The sequence below is a fragment of the Oceanispirochaeta crateris genome (genome assembly GCF_008329965.1).
Lineage (GTDB): Bacteria > Spirochaetota > Spirochaetia > DSM-2461 > DSM-2461 > Oceanispirochaeta > Oceanispirochaeta crateris.
On sequence record NZ_CP036150.1, the window covers coordinates 3,699,340 to 3,718,932 of the forward strand.

Below are 19,593 nucleotides of genomic sequence, written 5' to 3' on the forward strand. Positions count from 1 at the left end.
AGGAGGACCTGGAATGATTGATAATTCCCGAATGAGGTCATTATTTAATATTTTATTGAAGGAAGTGGGGATCGGAGTCGTTCTTTTGGTTCTTGTCATTGCTTTTAGCTTGGGAGCCAACCATTTTTTTTCGGTCAACAACGTTGCAAATATATTTACTCAGATCAGTATCAATACGGTCATCGCAGTAGGTATGACTTTTGTGATCCTTCTGGGAGGAATTGATCTCTCCGTCGGGTCGGTTTTGGCCCTTTGTTCCATCATAGCCGGAAAGATTCTGACAAATCCAGACTTGTCTCTTGGTTCGGCCATTGTCCTTGCCATACTATTGAGTGTTATTTCGGGTATGTTGATTGGTTTTTTAAATGGGTTTATTTCAGAAACCTGGAAAATCCATTCCTTTATTGTCACTCTGGGAATGTTAAACATAGCCCGGGGGTTGGCACTTCAGATCAGTCAGTCCAGAACGATCTTTAATTTTCCGAAAGTATTTAATGACTTTGGTACAAGAACCTATTTCAGTGTGCTTCCGGCTATATTCATAATGGCTCTAAGCCTGGTGATCCTTGGGTCAGTCGTACTGAGAAAGACCGTTTTTGGAAGGATGATCTTTGCCATTGGTAACAATGAGGAATCTGTCCGTCTTTCAGGACATAATGTTAAGTTTTATAAAATCATGGCTTATACCATCTGTGGAGGGACAGTTGGGATTGCTACGATAATGTATATGCTCAGGATGAGTATTGCCAGTCCCATCCTAGGAGTTGGTTTTGAGTTGAATGCGATTGCCGCTGTTGTCATTGGTGGAACAAGCATGAGCGGTGGGAAAGGGTCTCTTGTTGGGACTTTTTTGGGAGCCTCTATTATGGGGGTATTGAACAATGGTCTACTCCTGATAGGGATGGGAGATTTTGCCCGTCAGATAGTAACTGGCCTGATCATAATCTTAGCCGTCATATTGGATACCTATAGGACAAGATTCTCTGTTAAGTTGAATACCTGATATAGACCAGTTTTATTTCAAAGGAATGAAAAAAGGAGCATGGTTGGATGTGAAAATAGGGGGAGTCCTTTTAAGTATTTCCCTGATTTCTGGAATGGCCTGAAAGTCTTTTGATAAGAACTCTCTTACCTGCCGCCTTCCAAAACCGAGGGGGTGGGTAAAGTCTTTATATAGTGACAATTCTCCCTCATAAAAATTTCTGGATTCCAATTGCTCCAGTTCCCGGCTCATCACAGGCATACTGAATACGGCGGCATTGATAAAACTGATGTTCTGTCTTTGTTCCAGAATAAAATCCCGAGTTCGCAATGCGGCATCCCGGTTCTCGACAGCAGTGCCGAACATGACATAGACAAAAGTTCCTATTCCGGCTCCTCTCAAATTTTGGAGTATGGCTCTGACCTGATTTAGATGGATTCCTTTCTTCAGTGCATCAAGCACATTCTGATCTCCCGATTCCAGGCCCAGGCAGAGCATGGTACATCCGGATTGGGCCAGTTGATGACAGAATCCGGGATCTGTGAGTACGGGAAAGAATCGGCTGAAGCTGTACCAGGGTGCTCCGGGCGGATTTTTTGCCAGTTCCTTTATTAGTCCCAGACTGATTTCGCTGTCAGTAATATGGATGAGAGCCGGATCATGCTTTTTTACAAGAGTTCTCAAGTTGGAAACGACAGCGGATGCTCCTTCTTCGCAGAAAGGATTATCCTCCCAGTGTTCATTGCAGAAGGTACATTTTTTCCAGGAACATCCAAAGGACGCAGAGTAAGGAAGAATGGGTCCGGGAGCAATATAAGGTAGTTTATACAAGTCTTCAGGATCGGCCAGTCCTGGACCTTGCCAGTCCTTACCAGCAAAGGCCACGATCGCTTCTTCACCCGGACCTCCTTGAACTTCATGAACCAGGTCCTTCAGAAAAGAACAATCAGCTGGACCTTTGAGCCAGGATATAATTAACCCGCCTCCCAGTTGAATGCGGACTTCCGGCCACTGCTGCTTAATATAACCACAGATAGACATTCCTATGAGAGCCTGAGAGAGGTAGCCTATGGATATGCCAACAGTTCCAGACGCATTGGGTTGCAGAAAGTCAGTAAGCCGTTTAGAAAACCAGGGGTAGAAGAAGGACTCTTCCGGGTGGGTCCAGGCATGAATCAAGTCAGCCTTCTGGAGAGGGGAGCGGTCCTCAATTTCCAGGTCTGCCGGGGTAATCCTGATTCCTTTCACCGGGGGAAGAGAGGACTGTGCCAAATAACTGAGGTCATTTAGATTTTTCTTATAGCGGTCAAAAGAGGCGTAGGCATTGGGTGAGGTGTCCCCGGTGGATTTTTCCTGACAAAGGCTCTGCCATAGACGCTCTTTATTCTTTCTTGTCCGCTGAGCCCTGCTGTCTTCCGGGTCGGCAGCAGGAAGAGTTGTGAGCCAATAATAGGCTTCGGCGGCTCCATCTAATATCTGCACCTCTTCTCCCGCGGATCTCAGGGCGGCAGAAAGCTTTAGAAGGGCGACAGGAGGTTCGCAGTTGCGCAATGAAGGAGGGTTGATCAGTACCATTTTGAGCTCATAAGGGAAGACCGCCCCGAAGTTCAATATTTAAGGATCTCCAAGAGGGAAGAAAGCGGTCCATTAGCGATTTGAATTGTTTATTATGTCCTCGTTCAAGCAGATGAGCCAATTCATGGACTAGGACGTACTCCAGTATTTCCGGCTTCATTGTGATCAGTTCCAAATTCAGCCAGATTCTGCGGCTAACAGTATTGCAGCTTCCCCAGCGGGTATTCATCTTTCTTATCTTCCATTCCTGAGGCTCTACTCCCATCTTGTCAGCCCAGTACGTGATCAAGCTGTCCATCATGTCTTTCATCTTTGTTCTATACCAGGATTCAATTTTCTGTTTTCTTTGGTGAGGGAGTGAATTGGCTTTCTCCTCTATGATGATTTGATCCCCTTTTATCTGGGGAGGGCCCGGCCGGGATGTTTCGATTATAGTTATTGTGTAGGGTTCACCCAGGAAGAGAATTGTATCTCCATTGTTGTAGTTTTGCTGAGTTAGAGGATGAACAGCCTTTATGGTTTTTTTCTGTTTCATGATCCACTCCCAGCGGGACAGGACAAATTGAGCCGCTTCTTTATCAGAATACCAGGAGGGGACTGAGACTCTTATCTCACCATGAGGGGGAATCAGTCTTAAGCGGAGGCTTTTCATGTTCTTTTTTTGAAGTTTAACGGGATGTCCCTGGATATGTATAATTTTTTCTTCCGTACTGATTCGATGCATGGGCATCAGTATAGCCTGTATTGGTTCATCATGTTGACTCTCTGTAGCTAATTAATTGATCTTCCAGTTCTTTTTCTATTTCCTTCTTTAAATCATCAGGTTCAAGTAAAACCGCATCTTTCCCGAAGGACTGGACCCAGCTTTTGATATCCCTTCTTCCGGAAGTCCGCAGAGTTAGGATGAGGGAGCCGTCCATTTGAAGGCTTATCTTCTGACTTCGGTTCCATTCTCTCTCTCTTATATAGGGGGCGGCGGCAGAGGAAAAGTGTATTTTTACATCCAGCGGGTCATTTATGGTCAGGGCCCAGGCATTTTCCAGAAGGTCTTCCGGATAGAAGTCTTTCACTTCCGGCGAGGGGAATTCTGTGAGCTTTGCCGATATAAAGCGCTCCACCGCCATCGTCCTCACTTCGTCGTCTTCCTGTCTCTTTATAAAGCAGTAAATGCCGTAATTCCATTCAAAAAAGCAGAGCACGGAAAAGAGAATTTCTTTGTTTTCCTGTTGCCTGAAAGATCTGTATACGCCTAGACAAACTCTTTTGTTTAAGGCAGCTTCAAGGAGTGTTTCATAAATCTTTTCTTTTCCTTTTAGGTGTTTGTATTGGCCGGGCATACTCAAGAAGATATTCCTGAATTGTTCAACCTTCTCTTTGCCTGAGTTTTCAATATAAAACTGTTCCAGTCTGTTTCTGAGGGAGCTTATGGTTCGTTTCATACCCGATTCATACAAAGGAGTCTGCCGGGAAAGTATTTGATAGAGAATCATTGTTTCACTCGTGTCCAAAGATAATCTGGGGACTCTACCAGAAGGTCTGGATGTTACATAGTCTTCCATGAGACCCCAAGATTTTGTTTTTCCGTTTAAAGGCCTATCTACAAGGGGGTAACCCAACTCTTCCATGGATGTAAAAAGACGGTAAATAGAACGGCGGCTCAGATCCAATTCAAGTTGTAATTCCTTGACACTGATTCCTCCTGGTCGGGAGAGCAGTTCAAAGGCTTTCATAAATTGTATAAGGTTTTTGGCTGAAACCATGAAATATCCAATTTTTTATTATATGTGTCATGATATGGCACATATGTATTCTAGGATGAGTCATAAAGCTGAATTAAGCAAGTTTTGGAGGAAAAAATGAGAAAAATTATGATTCTGGAAGAGAAAGATTTTTGTGGTGAACCAGGTGATCTCAGTTCTTTGCTGGCTCAAACAGGAGAGTGGGACAAACAAGTGGATGATATCTTTCTCATCCAACCCTACAACACAATTCAGTGTCTGAAGTCCAATACGGAATACCGTGGGGGGTGTTCAGTGGCTGATTTTGTAAAATATATTCTTGAAGAATAAACGTTGTGTTGACAGCAAGGAGCCGAGACCTTACCATTGACCGACTTAATATAGTATTCAAGGAACAATTATAATGAAAAAAATGATACCGGTTCTCCTTATTCTGATTATAGCACTTGTATCCTGCGGCTCAGGCAAGCTGGATGAGGGTGTTGTAGCCAGGGTCAATAAATCAGACATTCCCCAGGCAGAATTTGATAAAGAAGTAGAAGCCTTTAAAAAACAGTATGAACTTCAAGGGCAGTTTTTGACCGATGCTGATCTTGAAACCATTAAACCCAGGTTATTGGACTCTCTGGTTGTGAAACAGCTTCTTTTAGAAAAAGCAAATGAGCTCAAAATCACAGCGGACAGCGAAGGTGTTCTTTCCCAGATTGAGGGTTTTAAAACTCAGTTCCCTTCAGAAGAAGATTTTAGATCCAGCTTGGAGACCAATGGCTTTACCGAAGAGAGTCTCATCCAGGAATTGGAATGGCAATCCATTTTACAGACTCTTTTTGAAAGGGAAGTCTCTGATAAAGTGACCGTGTCGGATGAAGAGGTCCGCAAGTTTTATGATGATAATCAGAACACCTATTTCATTACACCAGAATCTGTCAATTGCAGTCATATTCTTGTTATGGTGAACGATGAACAGTCAGAGGAGGAGGCTCTTTCCAAGATTAGTTCTATCCATGAAAAGATCAAAGCCGGCATGGATTTCGGTGATGCCGCTTCTGCTTATTCCGAAGGTCCCACAAAAGCTAGCCGAGGAGAATTGGGTGTCATCAACCGTGGACAGACCGTTCCTGCCTTTGAAGAGGCTGCATTTAATCAGGAAATTGGAGTAGTTGGTGATCCCGTTCTTTCCCAATTTGGATATCACCTCATATTGGTTACAGCTAAGAATGAAGAAACAACGACTCCCTTTGATGATGTGAAAGATCTGATCAAAGAACAACTTCATCAGCAGGCCAATGAAGAGGACACCATGGCCTATATAGAAGATCTCAGAAATGGAGCAAAGATTATACTACCCGAGTGGGCTACAGTGGAAGCAGAGGCTCCCGTGGTCGCGCCTGCCGCTCAGTCCTAATTTTCATTCTCTTCTAAAATAGTAATAGCCGGGTTTTCCCGGCTATTATTGTTGAATCTCAGATTTTTATTAACGGTAACTCATGATGCCGGAATATTCGATTTTTACATTTTCATTCTTATGATATCGGTTTAGATAGTTCTCTATCATACCCTTATTGAGTTGACGTTCCTTGAATTTAGGACCGAAGAGTATGGTTTCAATCTTCATATTCAACTCTTCCATATTCATATCCAGGTAAGGATAGAAGGCTCCATAGTTGTTGATCCTCCAACTATTCTTATCCAGGAGTGCTCCGGAATCATCATAGTAGATCAGGCGGTACTCTGATTCTTCGGAATAATCGATGTCTTTGATGAAATAACCCCACCGCTGGTAACCTCTGAAGTCAAAATTCTTTTGAAGTTCAGCTTTTATCCTCTTTTTAATCCTCCCTAGAAATGACCCTATGGTTTCTCCATAAAGGATGCGTCCAAATCTCATCTGTTTGTCATAGGGGATTTGACTCAGGTCTAAGCCAATACAGACTCCGCTTCCGTCAGCTCCGTAGAGGCGCCACTGATTTAGACTGTCAAAGCGGTCAGTTAATGAAAAAATAAATCGCTTGGTAATGTTCTGCAGACGGGCTTCATCTATTTCATCATCCAATTGTTCCTTGAGAATTGTATTGTGGCTAATTATTTCTGTGATGTCGTTTAGACCCGCAGGGCTCGAAAACCGGATCTTACCGCTTTTTAAGATTTCAATTAATGCCTGGAATGATGTGTAGTGGTAAAAGGTCCGGGTTTTATCCTGAACATGGATCAATTTGTCAAAAAGAGCCTGTTCTTGTTTCAGGTAAAATACTTCATTTTGAAGATCAAGCTGCACTTCCAGGTTCAGTGTTGGTGGAAAGCCGCTATGACCAAGAGTTTTAAAGAGGGAATCCAATTCCTTCTGAAGAATGTCTTGCATGTTCACGGAGGCCTCCTATGAGTATGTCTGCTTCTATTATACTGTATTGATTGGAAGAGTTTTATATAAAAACTAAAAAAAGGCAGTTGTATCCTCATTGAAAAAGGAACAAGTCGTCAGTCGACGCACAACTGCCTTCATTATCAGTGATTCATAACTGATATCGGTTTTTTCTTTTTGGGAAGACTGATTCTTCGCTTACATTCGGGACAGCGTACCAAGGCTATTTCCGCTTTTTCCGGTGGAATTGCCAAGGGTGTATCACATTCGGGACAATGAAACGCAAGCATGTCTTTTGTTGATGAAATGATAACTAAACCTCCTTTTTAATTTTTTTAAGAAAATGTCTCATGCCTTCGAGGATACCTCCGGCATAAGGTTCTTGTGCAAAATATATATGAGATGTCCTTTTTAAGGACTCAAGATCTGACTCATGATTGGCTACAACTATACCATTTAGATTTCCCGTGAGCATATCGTAGTCATTGCCACTGTTTCCTGCGGTCATGATCCTTTCAGCAGGAATTTTCCATTTATTGGAAAGATAACGGATGGCTTTCCCCTTAGCGGCTCTATAGGGGAGGATATCAACATAAGAACCGTGTGAAAAAATCAGACTGTATTTCAATTTTCGGGCTGCAAGAACTGCGTGAATATCCGGTATGGCCTGAGCGGGATCGCAGGATCTATCGAAGTCATAACTCTTCTTGAATTCCCGCTGGGCTTCAGGGAGTTTTTGTACTGTGATGTAGGGATTTTTTTCCAGTGCCTGGCAAACGCGTTCAGGCCTCCAGTCCTTTTTGATATGAGTGATCCAACCCTTGTCCTGAAGCTTCCCCTGGTAATAGATTTCGGTTCCCACAGAAGTAATAGCAATATCGGGATAGGGAACACCATGGGCTTCGAGAATCATCAGGGCAGATTCAATGTTACGACCCGTTGCTACACCGAATCCAAGCCAGCTTTTATTCTCTTTGATGTATTCTATAAGGAGATCCAGGGAGGCTTTCTCTCCGATCAGGGTGTCGTCAATATCTACAATTAATAAGTGGCTGATGGCATCCAGCCTCTTCCCTATGGTGAGCATGGATGGATCAATTTTGAAAATATCATTGGCTTTTTTGTTAATGAGCTGATTAAACTCATGAATGAGTTTTTCACAGTGATGCTGCCAAGTATATACCGCCCTGGTATTATTGATCCCCTTGTCAGATAGCTCTGTCCACAGTTCATCATCACTGAGGATCTCTTTGATCTTTGCACCAACCTCATCAGGATTTGAAATATCGACAAGGACACCGCTCTCACAGTTATTAACGATATCTACAGGGCCGCCCTGATTGGTAGCGACAAAGGGCAGGCCTGCGGCCGAAGCCTCTACAAAGGTCAATCCGAATGTTTCGAGGTAGGATGCGCTGACAAATACCCCTTTTTTTAGGGCCGCTATACGATAGAGTTCGGGCACTTCTGTTGATGGGTCGTGATTTTTAGGAATAGCCAGCTTTCCATATAAATCATACTTGTCCATCTGCAGGAGTATGTCGGTGAGGACTTGTTGCTCCGCTTCTGGCATGTCGTTTATATCTCCGCGGATACCAGCAAATATTGCCAGGTTGGCCATGGATTGCAGTTCCTTATCCCGACCATAGATATCAATTAGAACATCTATATTCTTTCGGGCATCGGGGCGGCAGAGTGAGAGTATCAAAGGCTTATCAGAATTAAAATGAAAGCGTTTCATTTCATTGGAGATTCGATGCTGGGCCTGTTTTTGTACCTCAGGGATTATATCTCCGGGCATCTCATAGTTATAATAAGGAAAAAATTGTTCCAGATCCAATCCCGGAGGAATAATCACATAATCGGGTGCATCTGAATTGGCATACATCCCATAGAGTTTCTCTTTTTCATATTCCGTACTTGCCACAACCAGATCTGTATTGAGCATAATCTCTTCTTCATTTCTGATCCGGGTCTCTAGCGCAAATTCCTTGTCAGCTCTTTTTCGGGACCAGCCGTTTTCCAGAAGAAAGGAAAGTTTGTTATGTCCAAGGCTATGCCCTGCAAATACAAAAGGAATACCAAAGATGGATGCAATCTGCATGGACACATATCCGGCATCCGCATAATGGCCGTAAACCAAATCGGGAATCTTTTTCTGCTTGCTGATATAGGAGATTATTTTGTCGGTAAACTCATCAAGATGAGGCCACAACTTCTCTTTATGAAGATATTTTCCACTACCGCAGCCAAAGCGTACAATTCTGCTTTTATCATTTATTCTTTCAATTTCGCGGCTGTAATCGGCACTGACGGTCTTGTCGCGGATCAACCGTGTTGCTAGATCTATCCTGCTTATTTCAGGGTACGTTGAAATGTTTTTAACCAGATCAATGACATATCTGGTTTGTCCGCCAGTATCAGCATCCCTTCCGAATTCTATATTCTCACTTCGTATAAGTCCATGAATGTTTATGGTAAGTATATACATAATATTGATTTAAATTGTAGACTAACTGTGAGTTAATGTAAACCCCAGTTTAAAGGATGAAAAAAATGTACTCCAGTAAAGGATTTCAAAGCTCTGAACTTGGTGATGTGGATGTTCTATTTTATAGGGGGATGTATCACCTCTTTCACCTTGTTCTACCTAATCATGATTACATTGCCCATGCCGTCAGTTCGGATGGAATTTTATGGCGTAGGGTCAAAAATGCACTCTTTATTGGGGAACCCGGAGAGTGGGACGATGATATGCTCTGGACCATGCATGTCAGTCAGGATCCGGACCATGAAGGAATCTGGAGGATGTTTTATACCGGGATCGCCCGACGGGAAGGCGGCAGGATCCAGCGGATAGGACTGGCTCGGTCAAAGGATCTTTACAATTGGGAAAAAGATCAATCGGGGCAATATCCCCTGGCCATTACGGGTCCTGTTTATGAGCAAGACATGGAAGAGGGGCGTACCTGGATCAGTTGCAGAGATCCTTTTTTTTACAATGATGAGGCTGTCAGAATGCTCCTTGTCAGTGCCCGTGTCGCAGAAGGACCTATCATCAGACGTGGTTGTGTGGGTGTGGCTATAGAGGAAAAACCCGACCATTTTGTCTGGCAGAAGGAGCTTTTCTATCCCCGAATGTATGATGATGTTGAGGTTCCTGGTCTTTATAATATTAATGGAATTTACTACCTGATTGGAAACATCAAAGAAGATGTAAAAGTGCATTATTGGCACTCAGACAGTCTCTTTGGTGAATACGAGGCCAATACTGATAATGTTTTGCTTCCCAGGGGGAATTATGCAGGACGGATTACAAAGTCCGAAGGAAAATACTTATTGTGGAGTTTCTTTAATTCCGTCACAAAAGGATCATTGAGAAGAATACTTCCTCCTCCGGTTGAATTGACCGCCGACAGTCATGGGAAGCTTCATGTCTCATCCTATCCGGGATTTTCTGAAAAGATTGTCGGTCATGCTGTTTTTGAGGAATTACGACCCTTCCGGAAACTTTTAAAGAATCCAGCAGCGTCATGGGATCAGGATAATAATACTCTGGGGTCCAGAACTGGTTACGAAGTCTTTTATTCTTCGAAACCTGTTTACTCTGCAATTATTTCTGCAGAGATTGAAATTGGGGGACCAGGAAAGACTGGTATGGTTCTTCGGGGAGATGAAGAGGGAAACGGGTATTATATCAGCCTTGAATTGAAACATGGAATTGCTCAGGCTCGTATTTGGGGTATGAAGGACAATGATGATATAGAGCACCTTTTTCAATATGAAAATCTGCAGCGAAATCATTTCAGGGTCAACCCATCTAAGAAATATAGATTATCTGCGCTTTGTTTCGGTGGATACTTTGAATTATCTATCGATGGAGGGTTGGTTCTCCGTTTTGTTGATACAACTTATATGGAAAAATCCCATTGGGGCTTTTATGTGGAGAGTGCGGAAATGAAGATCCATGACCTCGAGGTTGATATTCTTGATGCACCCCAGGAAGAGGATCATGCTGTGATTTAAAGATTAGAATTGAAGAGTTCTATTCTCTATTAACTTAAGCAATACATTAATGTAGGAAAAAACCTATATCCATCCTTTAATACGAAATAATTGAGATCTCGATTGACAAATGTGATCTTCAATGTAAATAATAAATTCAATGAATGAATTAAAACATCAGGTGATGGTTCTTCCATTTTCATTCAAAAAACAATAGGAGTCTTTATATGAACAAATCTCAAACCAAGTTCGTTTTGATGGCGCTGGCCCTCTGTCTCGTTCTTAGTTCTGTAGTGTTTGCTGCGGGCAGCAAGGAGTCTGAGAATGATGGAATTGTTCTGTCTACTTATCTTCAAATTGATCCAGCAAACCCTCAACAGCAGGGCTATGTCGAAATGCAGGCTGCGTTTGAAGCAAGCAGACCAGATATTACCTTCAAACATGAGTATGCAACGGGAGAAGCTTTTCATCAAAAGTTTCAGGCTATGGTTGCTTCTAGAGAACTGCCAGATGTTTTCACGACTTATATCGGAAAAAGAACAGCTTATGTTACAGAGACCGGCAATGCTCTTGATCTGAATACATATCTTACGGATGATTTTAAGAAGCAGTTTAGTGATGCCACCTGGGAATCACAGGGCCCAAATGGAGAGATTTATACCATTGCTCCTTCAATGGCTGTGTGTCATGCCATGTATGTGAATACAGACCTTCTTAAAGAAATTGGATTAGAGATCCCCACAACTTATGAGGAACTCCTTGATCAGGTGCAACCCATCCGGGATGCTGGGTATTACCCCATCTCCATGGGGAATAAAGATCAATGGGTTGTGAATTCATGGCTTCTTAGTGCTTTTGTCGACAGAATGGGTGGCAAAACATGGTTCAATAAGGCTATGACAGGATCTGCAAGCTTTACTGATGCTCCTTTTGTAAAATCTTTGGAAATTATCAATGAGATGGTTCAAAAAAATGTATTCTCACCCGGAGTCAATCAGATGTCTAACACCGAAGCAGATCAGGAATTTTATCAGCAGAAATCAGTGTATCTGATTGATGCAGGTTGGAGAACTTCTGCTATGGTGACTACTCTTCCTCAGGAACAGCAAGATGCTATTGAAATGATCGTATTCCCAGCACTTCCCGGTGAAGTTCAATCTAATTCCAGTGCTGCAGTACTTTCTGAAGGTTTTGGTATTAATGCTAAGTTGGGTGGAACTCCGGAAGGTCAGGCTGCTTTTGATTTTATCGCTTACTATACTGGCGAAGAAGGTGCTTCTATTCGTCTAAAAAATGGTGAAATCCCAACATACAAATTGGATTATTCCGGATTAGATCTTCCCGGCCTTCAGCTGAAATATGCCGAGTTCCAACAGAATCATCCCATGGGTTATGTGATAGATGCCAAGATGGATGGGGAAGGTATGGGAATCTTAAATCCTGATATACAGGCCATGATGTTTGGTAATCTCACTCCCGATGAAGTAGCTTCTCGCTATGAAGCATGGGTTAAAGATAACGATTCTAATAGAGATAAATAAGGACTTATAGACAATGGTAGAAAGATCATACAAACGCTTCAGTTATTACCTTCTCTTACTGCCTGCATTGGTTCTCTATCTTTCTATCATTCTCTTTCCGATAGGGATGAGTGCAGTTCTTTCTCTTACCAAGTGGAAGAATTTCCAGATGGCAGGATTTATCGGGTTAGGCAATTATATTAAAATTTTTGCTGATCCTGGATTTCTCCGGGCTTTGTGGAATAATGCACAGATTATGCTGATCTCTGTGCTGGGGCAAATCCCTTTAGGGGTTGTCCTGGCATACGTCCTTTTCCGGAAGTTTGTGAGGGGAGTCAAATTTTATGAAATGATGATCTTTCTCCCCATAACAATCTCTTCCGTTGTTGTTGCTCTTCTCTGGAATAGAATCTTTTCACCAGTGGGAGTTTATACCTATTTCATGAAATTCATGACAGGGAATCCCGACTATATTTTGAAAATTTCAGAAAACCCCCATTTTGCCATGGTACCCATCCTCTTTGTGCTCTTATGGATGCATACCAGTCTGTACATGGTGATGTTTTTGGCAAATATGCAGCGTATTCCCAAATCGTCTCTAGAAGCTGCAAAACTGGATGGTGCCGGAGAATCGGTCATTCTCTGGAATATTGTTCTTCCTGCTTTATCCAATGTTATTTTTACAAGTTCAATATTCGCTATATCAGGAAGCCTGAAGAGTTTTGATTTGGTATTTGCCATGACCGGGGGCGGACCTGTCGATTATACAAATGTGATGTCTATATATCTGTATAAGCACACTTTTACCTATAATAATTATGGGTATGGTTCCGCTGTATCCCTTATAATCGTTTTTTTGAGCATAGGCCTCATTGCCCTTGGACGAGGTTTATATGGCCGATTCCAGAAAAAATTTGATTAGGAGCCTGAATGATGGATGATAATATTAATGAAATTCCCAGGGGATGGCAGATTTTTGCCCAAATGTTCCTGATACTATTCACACTGTTGACCTTGCTGCCTTTGGTTTGGATGTTTTACTCATCCTTTAAACTGCAGGGTGATATTATGCTGCATCCCATGTCTCTGCCTAAAGCGCCTACAGTTCAGAATTATATTCAAGCTTGGAAGATCGGACATATGGCTCAGTCTTTTATCAACAGCATTGTTTATTCCGGAATTGCAACCAGCCTGACTGTGTTCCTGGCTGTTGCTTCCTCTTTTGCATTAACTAAATTTGGATTTAAAAGCTCTAAAATATATTTTTCAATATTTACTTTGGGCTTGCTTATAACAGTTAATTCTGTAATTGCTCCACTTTTTTTTATGGAGACCAGAATCGGCTTATATAACACCCGTATTGGTGTGATTCTTCCCTATATCGCTTTTGGTCTGCCCATGGCTATTCTTCTGGCTTGTTCTTTTATAAAAGGCATACCCGATTCGCTTATAGAAGCTGCTATCATTGATGGAGCCAATTATCTCCAGATCTTTTGGAGGATCATTCTGGTCCTTTCCACTCCTGTTGTTGCAACTATCGCCATTCTGACATTCTTAAGAAATTGGAATGAGTTTGTGTTAGTTTTCATATTGACATCGGGTGAGCATATGAGGAGTCTTCCTGTGTCGATCAATTCATTTGCAGGTCGTCTTAATCAAGATTATGGTATGCAGTTTGCTGCTTTGACAATTGGAACGCTGCCTATGATTCTTTTCTATATTGGAGCACACAACATGATCATCAAAGGGTTCGGTGAGGGAGCCCTGAAGGAGTAGTCTATGGAATACAAATTAGAGGTTTGCCTCGATTCGGCCGAATCGGCCATCATTGCTGACAAAGCAGGAGCCGACAGGGTTGAGCTTTGTGAGAATCTTTTCGGTGGAGGGACCACTCCTAGCGCCGGAACTATTAAAATTGCCAGAGAATCGGTTTCTTTGGGGCTTCATGTTATCATCAGGCCGCGCCCCGGAGACTTTTGTTATTCGGAAACCGAGTTCAAAGTCATGTTGGAAGATATCAAATACTGTCGGAATATGGGAGTGGATGGCATTGTCATTGGTGTTTTAAAAGAAGACGGCACGGTAGATATGGAAAGAAATGCCGCTTTGATCCGTGAAGCCGGAACCATGAGTATCACTTTTCACCGCGCTTTTGATGTAACCGCAGATCCCTATAAAGCTCTTGAAGATATCATTCAGCTGGGGTGTCACCGGATACTTACATCCGGACAGGAGGCCTCTGTACTTGAGGGAGCTGATCTTATCCGTGATATTATTAAGAAAGCCGATGGCCGAATCATTATCATGCCCGGAGGCGATATTACAGAACGGAAATTACAAAAAATTGTTAACGAAACAGGTGCTTCAGAGTATCATATCTATCTTGATCAGGAAAAAGAAAGTGCTATGCGCTACTGTCCTGACCATGTGTATATGGGAGGACTGCTTAGAAAACCGGAGTTTATGAATAGTTTCACGAGTTCCGCCAGAGTCGGCTCAGCCCTCTCCACACTCAGCAGAAAATGATCCATATACAATAATAGGAGTACTCATTGAAAATTGTCGGGAACAGTCTCTTTCAAAAAGCAGCAAATTCGGCTCTGATACTGAACTTTCTGCGGATACATGAAACATGTTCCAGGCATAAAATGGCTAAAGAACTCGGGCTGCAGCCGTCAACTGTCAGTTATATTGTCGGCAGGATGATCAAGGCAGGGCTTGTAGAAGAGATTCATGTACCTCAGGCAAAAACGAAAGGGAGCGGCAGACGGCCTATACTTGTGCAGCTTATTCCTCAGTTTGGACAGGTCATCGGTCTTGATCTCCAGGTTGACTACTACTGTGCTGTCATCTGTGATGTTTCCGGGAGGGTTTTGAAGTCTCAGCGGAGAGAGTATGAGAGTGGTAAGCATGATTTCCAAAATCTATTGACTCGTACTGTGGAAGAGGTCAAACAGTTGATTGATCCTAATGTTCCTATTTTGGGGATGGGACTTGCTCTCCCCGGAATTGTTAACAGCAAAAGAAGTTACGTGAAGGACTGCTGGACTCACCGTTTGAAAGAGCTTGATCTGAGCGATTATCTGGACAAGGCCTTCCCTTTTCCTGTGATCATCGAAAACGATGCCAACTGCTGTGCACAAAACATACTCTGGAATCAGCCGGAAACAAAAGATGATTCTTTCATATATCTACTCTCTCGTTTTCACAAGAGAGAACTGTTGCCTGAGAACTTGCCCTCTATCGGAATCGGTTTAGGACTGGTTCTCAATGGAGAACTTTACACTGGTGTCTCCGATGAAGCAGGTGAATATCAAAGTATTCAATTTTCTAAGGAACGGCAGCTCAAATGGCAGTTGTCCCTGTCTGAAAAAGAGATGGACCGGGCTTTATACGATATGGCAATTCAAGAGGAGATCATCAATGAACTTCTGACCAACATGGCTCTTATTCTCCAGGTTCTTAATCCTCGGGCTCTGTTTATCGGTGGGGACTTAGCGAATAACAGCAAGCTTGTGAAGGGTATTCTGTCTTCTGAAAATAATGAACGCTGGAATAGACTGACCCTCAAAGGCTGTCTGTTCAGAATTGTTGAGGATGGAGCATATGATCCTGCCAAAGGCGCCGCAGCCTGTATGCTTAGTGAACTGTATGCCATTCCACAAGTTGGCAGCAATCATGAGAGCAAGAAAAAGTGGAACTCTCTTCTCAGTAATATTATTGAAGAAAAACCATAAGGAAAGGACAAACAATGAAACGAATTTTGACAGCTAGTCTGCATCATGAATCAAATACTTTTAACCCAATTATTACAGGACGGGATGACTTTTCCATACTGTATGGAGATGAACTGTTTGCCTCACTAAATGATAGTGACAGTATCAGCGGTGTTGTCAAAACACTACAGGATGAAGGCTATCAGATCGTTCCGACAGTCTGTGCCAGAGCCGTTCCCAACGGCGTTGTTTCCAAGGAACTCTATCAGGAGTTGAAAGCTGATATCCTGGAACGGGCAAAAAAAGCTGCATCTGAAGGTCCAATTGACGCCCTGTGCCTCTCTCTTCACGGTTCAATGAGGATCGAAGAGATCGGAGAGGCGGAGGGCGATCTGTTGGAAGCCCTGAGGGCTCTGTTCCCAGATCAGCCACTTTTCTCTTCTCTGGATATGCATACAACCTATTCAAAGAGAATGCATCGTCATGCAGATGGTTTTGTCGGGTATAAATGCGCTCCTCATACCGATTGTTTTGAGACTGGTGCTCATGCCGCCCGAATGACCATAGCTGCTCTGGAAAGGGGAGTCAATCCAGTTTCCGCTTGGGTCAGGATTCCTTTTCTCGTAGCAGGAGAGAAGTCTGAAACGACAACTGAGCCTATGAAAACTCTCATTTCAGCTCTGCGGGACTGTGAAAAACAAAAGGGAATTCTGGCAGCTAGCTACCTGATGGGGTTTCCCTGGGCTGATACTCCGGAAAGCGGTGTTTCTGTACTTGTTGTAACCGACAACGATCAGAATCTTGCGGCTACTGAAGCTGTTCGCTTAGCTAAGCTTTTCTGGGCCCGCCGGGCCGACTTTAGTTTTCACACAGAAACATATCCAGAAAAAGAAGCTTTGGATGCTGTATTCAATGCTGTGGCCACAGGACCTACTCCTATTTATCTTTCTGATTCAGGAGATAATCCTACAGCAGGATCTTCCGGAGACTGTACAGGTCTTTTGAAGCTTCTTCTAGACGATGTTAGAACAGACCAGCTGTCCCATCCAGTCATTTATGGTGGTATATATGACCCTCAAGCGGTGCAGAATTGTAAAGGTAAAATAGGTATGGGTGTGGACCTTAAACTGGGTGCAGCCTTTGATAGTAGAACAACTTCTCCTCTTCATCTCAAGGGTACTGTTAAATCTTTCTTTACCGGGTGGGGGGTCTATAAGAGTGACCTGGTTTTATACTCTGTGTCAGGGGTAGATATAGTCATCACATCTAAGCATATTGGGTTTGTTGATCCCCAGATGTTCCGGGATCTTGGTGTGGAGCCTTCTACTGCAGAAATCGTTGTTTGCAAGCTAGGCTATTTAACGGCTCCTCAGAGAGCTGTAGCAAAAAAATCTATTATGGCTTTATCCAAGGGAAGCAGTAATGAAGATTTAAGAACTCTTCCTTTTAAACAAATTCAACGGCCTCTCTACCCCCTGGATCTTGGTTTTGAATACAATCCTTCAGAGTTTCTTATCGTAGAATAAAAAAAACCTGCCCTTTTCGGGCAGGCTATTTTTTACCTGATTTCACTCAGGCATTATATATAAACTGCTTCTTTAACCTTTGACTTTGATTGCCAGAGGAGCAGGTTTCTCCTTGCGGAGAAGTTCCAGAGTCAACAGTCCGTTTTTCATCTCGGCCTTTATAGACTCCCTGTTCAGATCTTCAGGTAGGACAAAACTTCTTTCAAATATCGTAATTTCCTCATCTTTTTTCTTTTTCCCCTTTTGCAGGGCCTTGATGGTCAACAGGTTTTCATTCACTTGAATATCAAGGTCTTCAGAGGCAAATCCGGGTAGCTCTACGGTGAGAACAACACGGGATTCTTCATTTTCAACATGCACAAGCGGTTTTCGTGGTTCTGTATCTGTAGATATTGCTGTATTGAATATTCTTTCCATCTCTTTCCAGGGGTTTACTGTATACACAGGGTTTCTTCTTATTGCTAAATTAGTCATATCATTTCCTCCAAATTGTATTCTTTATTAACCTTTTACTTTAATTGTTCTAGGAGCAGGTTTTTCGTTCCGCGGTAAAATCAGGGTTAAAAGACCGTTCTTCATTTCGGCTTCAAAGTTATCCCGATTCAGATCTTCTGGAAGAATAAAGCTCTTTTCAAAGGTCACTTCTTTTTCTTCCCGTATTTCATCCTTCGTTTCATCTTTAATTTCTATTTTCTTAAATGCCTGAACCGTCAATAGATTCTCTTTCACCTGAATATCAATATCTTCAGGACCGAAGCCTGGTAATTCTGCTTTCAGGATCACTCTGCTCTCTTCATTCTTTATATCCACTACTGGCTGCCGTGGGGTTGGCTGAACCGGTTTATATAGAGAATCCCAGATTTTATCCATTTCTTTCCAGGGGTTGCCCTGAACTCTATTTCTTACGATCATATTTGTCATATCTGTACCTCCAGATTTTTTTATTGTTTCTGATAATTACTAATGCAATGTTCGTGCCAACTTTTGTTGATGAGGATTTAAATTGTTGTTAGGAAAGGGCTTAAATGAATTTTAAAAATATTGCCGACCGAATTTTTATATTCTTTCTTTTTTAGGACTGATAGGATTTCTCTGGTATGGGTCTTTTTGAAACAAAACAAATATTCTTATATAGATATGAATCATAATGACACAATGGTGTCTTTATGACTCATATTTTGTGCGGTTCTGTGAGTCAAAGGGCTTCAAATAGGATAAAATTTGGGTAAGATTACGGGTTTTTGCCAAAGATATTTATTTGAGTGCAAGAAGCATATGGATGGCTTCTGCCACTCCGCTCTGATTATTGTTCTTTTTTGTAATGTTTTGAGCTGCTTCTTTGATTGGTTGTACGGCGTTGTTCATAGCAATTCCGATTCCGGCATATTCAATCATATCAAGATCATTAAGCTGGTCTCCAATAGCCGCTGTTTCCTCTTGGCTGATTTTTAACTCCCGGCAAAGATTCTGAATGGCATGAGCCTTGGTTATTCCTTTTTGAGCTACATCCAGCAATGCTGCATCCGATTGAAAGGCATGGAGGCCTGTAGCTTTGAATATTTTCTCTTTAATAGGAATGAAGTCGTTTTGGCTGGAGGGGATGATTAATATCTTATATAGCTCACCTGTATTTTCTTTTACATAGTTACGGTAATCCTTGGAAACAAAGAGTTTAATTTTGTCTCTTTCAGGCAGAGTTTTGTTACGTTCATTATAATAAAACATTCGACTAGTCAGGGTTTCTCCATAAATAACATCCCTCCCATATATATGATAATCGGCTCCCAGAGACTTGCATGCTAAAATGACTTCAAACACTTGTTCTGTCTGAAGGGGGATGGAAGAAAACAGGTGGTTGGAAAAGGGCTCTCTGACCATAGCGCCATTACAGGAGATAACAGGCATTTCAAGACCCAATGTATCAAGGTAACCCTTTACCATAGAATCGTGACGCCCTGTGGCAATCACAAAATAAATCCCTCTGGCTTTCAGCTTATTTATCGCCTCTATGTTGTCCGTAGAAATTCTTTTCTGATCATCCAGGAGGGTTCCATCCATGTCGCAGGCAATGAGTTTAATGGGTTTCATTACCGCAAGCATAGAGAATAACCGCTTATACTGTCAATCTGAGAGACCCTCTTGCTTTTTTCTGACGGAGGATTTGACGGACT

At 42.4% G+C, this 19,593-nt stretch carries 18 protein-coding genes; 10 read left to right on the plus strand and 8 right to left on the minus strand.

All coding sequences use genetic code 11. The annotated features are described in order from the left end of the window. Positions 1-13 precede the first annotated feature (13 nt). Entirely contained in the window at positions 14-1,003 is a 990-nt protein-coding gene (locus tag EXM22_RS16795) for an ABC transporter permease (protein ID WP_246157041.1), read from the plus strand. Between the two features lie 12 nt (positions 1,004-1,015). Here EXM22_RS16795 and EXM22_RS16800 read toward each other — a convergent pair whose 3' ends face one another. The 3 genes from EXM22_RS16800 to EXM22_RS16810 are packed head-to-tail and all read right to left on the minus strand — an operon-like array spanning position 1,016 to position 4,317. Beyond that, positions 1,016-2,557, minus strand: a complete 1,542-nt coding sequence (locus EXM22_RS16800) for a B12-binding domain-containing radical SAM protein (RefSeq protein ID WP_149487630.1) — start codon at positions 2,555-2,557, stop codon at positions 1,016-1,018. A 7-nt stretch (positions 2,558-2,564) separates the two neighbouring features. Beyond that, positions 2,565-3,281 carry a M48 family metallopeptidase gene (locus EXM22_RS16805; protein ID WP_168203581.1) on the minus strand — a complete coding sequence of 239 codons (717 nt, stop codon included), beginning with the start codon at positions 3,279-3,281 and terminating at the stop codon, positions 2,565-2,567. Positions 3,282-3,309: 28 nt separating this feature from the next. Further along, positions 3,310-4,317, minus strand: coding sequence for a helix-turn-helix transcriptional regulator (locus EXM22_RS16810; protein WP_149487632.1), 1,008 nt, complete (start codon positions 4,315-4,317; stop codon positions 3,310-3,312). Positions 4,318-4,413: 96 nt separating this feature from the next. Here EXM22_RS16810 and EXM22_RS16815 point away from each other — a divergent pair, with 96 nt between their 5' ends. Both EXM22_RS16815 and EXM22_RS16820 read left to right on the plus strand, forming a co-directional pair. Then, positions 4,414-4,626, plus strand: a complete 213-nt coding sequence (locus EXM22_RS16815; protein WP_149487633.1) for a hypothetical protein — start codon at positions 4,414-4,416, stop codon at positions 4,624-4,626. 73 nt (positions 4,627-4,699) lie between these two features. Next, positions 4,700-5,701, plus strand: coding sequence for a peptidylprolyl isomerase (locus tag EXM22_RS16820; RefSeq protein WP_149487634.1), 1,002 nt, complete (start codon positions 4,700-4,702; stop codon positions 5,699-5,701). A 69-nt stretch (positions 5,702-5,770) separates the two neighbouring features. Here EXM22_RS16820 and EXM22_RS16825 read toward each other — a convergent pair whose 3' ends face one another. Further along, positions 5,771-6,655: a DUF2971 domain-containing protein gene (locus EXM22_RS16825; RefSeq protein ID WP_246157131.1), complete on the minus strand. Its 885-nt coding sequence runs from the start codon at positions 6,653-6,655 to the stop codon at positions 5,771-5,773. A 313-nt stretch (positions 6,656-6,968) separates the two neighbouring features. Then, positions 6,969-9,146, minus strand: a complete 2,178-nt coding sequence (locus EXM22_RS16830; RefSeq protein ID WP_149487636.1) for an HAD-IIB family hydrolase — start codon at positions 9,144-9,146, stop codon at positions 6,969-6,971. A gap of 65 nt (positions 9,147-9,211) precedes the next feature. Here EXM22_RS16830 and EXM22_RS16835 point away from each other — a divergent pair, with 65 nt between their 5' ends. The 7 genes from EXM22_RS16835 (at position 9,212) to EXM22_RS16865 (ending at position 17,422) form a co-directional block, all read left to right on the plus strand. After that, entirely contained in the window at positions 9,212-10,681 is a 1,470-nt protein-coding gene (locus tag EXM22_RS16835) for a glycoside hydrolase family protein (protein WP_168203582.1), read from the plus strand. Between the two features lie 206 nt (positions 10,682-10,887). Next, positions 10,888-12,201, plus strand: coding sequence for an ABC transporter substrate-binding protein (locus EXM22_RS16840; RefSeq protein ID WP_149487638.1), 1,314 nt, complete (start codon positions 10,888-10,890; stop codon positions 12,199-12,201). Positions 12,202-12,214: 13 nt separating this feature from the next. Next, positions 12,215-13,102 carry a carbohydrate ABC transporter permease gene (locus tag EXM22_RS16845; protein WP_149487639.1) on the plus strand — a complete coding sequence of 296 codons (888 nt, stop codon included), beginning with the start codon at positions 12,215-12,217 and terminating at the stop codon, positions 13,100-13,102. 8 nt (positions 13,103-13,110) lie between these two features. Then, a complete protein-coding gene (locus EXM22_RS16850; protein ID WP_425465766.1) occupies positions 13,111-13,956 on the plus strand; it encodes a carbohydrate ABC transporter permease in 846 nt (281 codons plus the stop codon). A 3-nt stretch (positions 13,957-13,959) separates the two neighbouring features. After that, entirely contained in the window at positions 13,960-14,706 is a 747-nt protein-coding gene (locus EXM22_RS16855; protein WP_149487640.1) for a copper homeostasis protein CutC, read from the plus strand. Between the two features lie 26 nt (positions 14,707-14,732). Next, positions 14,733-15,917 carry an ROK family transcriptional regulator gene (locus EXM22_RS16860; protein ID WP_149487641.1) on the plus strand — a complete coding sequence of 395 codons (1,185 nt, stop codon included), beginning with the start codon at positions 14,733-14,735 and terminating at the stop codon, positions 15,915-15,917. Between the two features lie 14 nt (positions 15,918-15,931). After that, on the plus strand, positions 15,932-17,422 hold the full coding sequence (locus EXM22_RS16865) for a M81 family metallopeptidase (RefSeq protein WP_149487642.1): 1,491 nt from the start codon (positions 15,932-15,934) through the stop codon (positions 17,420-17,422). 72 nt (positions 17,423-17,494) lie between these two features. On the opposite strand, the gene EXM22_RS16870 is transcribed toward EXM22_RS16865, so the two are convergent. The 3 genes from EXM22_RS16870 to EXM22_RS16880 all read right to left on the minus strand — a co-directional run bounded on the left by EXM22_RS16870 (position 17,495) and on the right by EXM22_RS16880 (position 19,510). Continuing rightward, positions 17,495-17,896: an Hsp20/alpha crystallin family protein gene (locus EXM22_RS16870; RefSeq protein ID WP_149487643.1), complete on the minus strand. Its 402-nt coding sequence runs from the start codon at positions 17,894-17,896 to the stop codon at positions 17,495-17,497. A 27-nt stretch (positions 17,897-17,923) separates the two neighbouring features. After that, positions 17,924-18,343: an Hsp20/alpha crystallin family protein gene (locus EXM22_RS16875; RefSeq protein ID WP_149487644.1), complete on the minus strand. Its 420-nt coding sequence runs from the start codon at positions 18,341-18,343 to the stop codon at positions 17,924-17,926. Positions 18,344-18,676: 333 nt separating this feature from the next. Beyond that, the gene (locus EXM22_RS16880; protein ID WP_168203583.1) at positions 18,677-19,510 is read right to left on the minus strand and encodes a Cof-type HAD-IIB family hydrolase; all 834 of its coding nucleotides are present in this window, start codon (positions 19,508-19,510) and stop codon (positions 18,677-18,679) included. Positions 19,511-19,593 lie beyond the last annotated feature (83 nt).

Coding starts and splice junctions, on each gene's coding strand:
- EXM22_RS16825 (WP_246157131.1), bottom strand. CDS start 6,655: ATGCAAGACATTCTTCAGAAGGAATTGGATTCCCTCTTTAAAACTCTT.
- EXM22_RS16870 (WP_149487643.1), bottom strand. CDS start 17,896: ATGACTAATTTAGCAATAAGAAGAAACCCTGTGTATACAGTAAACCCC.
- EXM22_RS16845 (WP_149487639.1), top strand. CDS start 12,215: ATGGTAGAAAGATCATACAAACGCTTCAGTTATTACCTTCTCTTACTG.
- EXM22_RS16830 (WP_149487636.1), bottom strand. CDS start 9,146: ATGTATATACTTACCATAAACATTCATGGACTTATACGAAGTGAGAAT.
- EXM22_RS16835 (WP_168203582.1), top strand. CDS start 9,212: ATGTACTCCAGTAAAGGATTTCAAAGCTCTGAACTTGGTGATGTGGAT.
- EXM22_RS16805 (WP_168203581.1), bottom strand. CDS start 3,281: ATGCATCGAATCAGTACGGAAGAAAAAATTATACATATCCAGGGACAT.
- EXM22_RS16855 (WP_149487640.1), top strand. CDS start 13,960: ATGGAATACAAATTAGAGGTTTGCCTCGATTCGGCCGAATCGGCCATC.
- EXM22_RS16850 (WP_425465766.1), top strand. CDS start 13,111: ATGATGGATGATAATATTAATGAAATTCCCAGGGGATGGCAGATTTTT.
- EXM22_RS16880 (WP_168203583.1), bottom strand. CDS start 19,510: ATGAAACCCATTAAACTCATTGCCTGCGACATGGATGGAACCCTCCTG.
- EXM22_RS16875 (WP_149487644.1), bottom strand. CDS start 18,343: ATGACAAATATGATCGTAAGAAATAGAGTTCAGGGCAACCCCTGGAAA.
- EXM22_RS16810 (WP_149487632.1), bottom strand. CDS start 4,317: ATGGTTTCAGCCAAAAACCTTATACAATTTATGAAAGCCTTTGAACTG.
- EXM22_RS16865 (WP_149487642.1), top strand. CDS start 15,932: ATGAAACGAATTTTGACAGCTAGTCTGCATCATGAATCAAATACTTTT.
- EXM22_RS16800 (WP_149487630.1), bottom strand. CDS start 2,557: ATGGTACTGATCAACCCTCCTTCATTGCGCAACTGCGAACCTCCTGTC.
- EXM22_RS16820 (WP_149487634.1), top strand. CDS start 4,700: ATGAAAAAAATGATACCGGTTCTCCTTATTCTGATTATAGCACTTGTA.
- EXM22_RS16840 (WP_149487638.1), top strand. CDS start 10,888: ATGAACAAATCTCAAACCAAGTTCGTTTTGATGGCGCTGGCCCTCTGT.
- EXM22_RS16795 (WP_246157041.1), top strand. CDS start 14: ATGATTGATAATTCCCGAATGAGGTCATTATTTAATATTTTATTGAAG.
- EXM22_RS16815 (WP_149487633.1), top strand. CDS start 4,414: ATGAGAAAAATTATGATTCTGGAAGAGAAAGATTTTTGTGGTGAACCA.